Here is a 1,900-nt window from a genome sequence, read left to right as displayed (position 1 = left end):
CGAGCACTCCGAGCGGTCGGACCAGCGCGCGTCCGGTGGCCCGGGGCTACTCTCAGCGCGTGCTGAGGCGGGGGGTCATCATCGGAGCGGCTGTCGCCGCGATCATCGCGACCGCCCCCGCGTCCGCGGCGGAGCGTCCGGTGATCCCGCCGGCGGGCCACACGCAGGTCATGGTGGGTCAGGACGTCGCGACACTCCGGGCGTACTCCGAGGCCATGGGCGGCGGATACCAGCCCGCCGGGGTCATGGACTACCTCTTCCTCGAGGCGGAGCCCGACGCGCTCCGGCGGCGGCTGGACAAGCTGCGCGCCGAGTGGGACGCCCACTACCCGCAGGCGGACGTCCAGTTCGGCATGACGCTCGGCCGCTCGCCGTTCTGGTCGACCATCTTCGGTGACTACGGCGCGCCGGGCACCCTCGAGGTCGTCAGCGGCGCCTACGACGACAGGATCGACGTGATCGCCGAGTGGTTGAACGCCCAGCCACAGCGCACGTTCCAGTTGCGCATCGGCTACGAGTTCGACCTGCCGGGCGGACAGTGGGGTCCTCCGGCCCTGTATCGGCAGGCGTACCGGTACGTCGTCGACCATCTGCGCCGGCGCGGCGTCTCGAACGCCCTCTACGTCTGGCACTCGGCGGGTGCCCAGTTCAAGACCACCGACTACTCGGGGCTGGTCAGCACCCTGGGCACGCTGGACCGCACGCCCGGCCACGAGGCAGATCCGCTGCTCGAGGCCATGGCGAACACGCTGCGTACGGCGGGTCAGGTGCTCGGGAACGGTGGGGATCTCGCCCCGATCCGTGACTTCTTCCCCGGCCGTGACTACGTGGACCTGTTCGGGATCTCGTACTGGGACGACGCGTTCGGCGGCGGGCGCTCGAGCGAGCGTGCCCGCGCGATCTACCGTCAGCGCACGCAGGAGATCCTCGACGAGGCCAAGCAGCTGGGGCTCCCGCTGATGCTCGCCGAGACCACGCCGGTGTACATCGGCTTCGACGCCGGAGAGGAGTCGGTCACCTGGCTGCAGCGGTGGTTCGAGCTGATCGAACGCAACGACATCCGCGTGGCGTCCCTCATCGTGCCGGACTGGCCGAGCCTCTCGGGGGGCGTCTGGGGGCAGGCGTACTGGAACGGCTTCTGGCCCGACGCCCGCGTTGCGAACTTCGCAGGCCCGCGCGAGCTCTGGCGGTCCAAGCTCGCCGAGGACCGCTACGGAGGCCGGACCGTCTGCGTCACGCCACGCCGCGCCGTCACGATCCGACTCCCGCGTGTCGCGAACACGCGGATCCGCTTCGTTCGCGTCCGCACGGCGGGCCGATCGGTCCTCATCCGCCGCGGAGACCGCCGGTCGATCCGCGTTCCGCTCGGCCGCACGAGCGCCCCCCGGGTGACCGTGTGGGTGCGCGTCGCGCTGACCGACCGGCGTACCGGTCGCCGCAGCAACCGGCTGCTCCGGCGCTCGGTCTCGACCTGCAGCAAGAGCGTCAGACTCCTCGGCTGACCGGCCCGGTGCGGCCACCAGGGTCGCGCGGCGCCGTGCTCGGACCTGGTGCTTCGGTCCGAGAACCGGCACCCTGCCACCGCCCCAACTGTTAGGTTCGCCCGCAACGATCGCTGGATCCAGCGAAGCCCGAGCTGCAACAGGAGCACGCGACATGACCTTCCGTACCCCCTCGAGGGCCACGAGCCGACGCCGCAGGGTCGGTGGACCCGCAATGCTGGTGGCGGTGGCAGCGCTGGTGTCACCGGCGATCGCGGACGCGCATCTCGAGCGCCCGTCCTACTGGCCGGACCCGCGTCCCGACACGTCGGTCACGCCGCCGGCGGGAGGCAAGGTCCCGACCGCCCGGTCACTGGCCACGGCGGTCACCGGTGCGGGTCCCGGGAAGGTCCGCGTGG

Annotated in this window: 2 protein-coding genes; both read left to right on the top strand. The window is 71.7% G+C overall.

The features are described from left to right. Positions 1 to 59: 59 nt before the first annotated feature. Positions 60 to 1,502 (top strand): hypothetical protein, encoded by a 1,443-nt coding sequence (locus tag ABYE80_RS20395; protein ID WP_372792221.1) that lies wholly within the window; start codon positions 60 to 62, stop codon positions 1,500 to 1,502. A 154-nt stretch (positions 1,503 to 1,656) separates the two neighbouring features. Beyond that, a partial coding sequence (locus ABYE80_RS20390; RefSeq protein WP_372792219.1) for a hypothetical protein occupies positions 1,657 to 1,900 on the top strand: 244 nt, incomplete at its 3' end.

This window comes from Paraconexibacter sp., assembly GCF_041602235.1.
GTDB lineage: Bacteria > Actinomycetota > Thermoleophilia > Solirubrobacterales > Solirubrobacteraceae > Paraconexibacter.
Note: the sequence above shows the minus strand (reverse complement) of the source record. Positions and strands in the feature narration are given on the sequence as shown.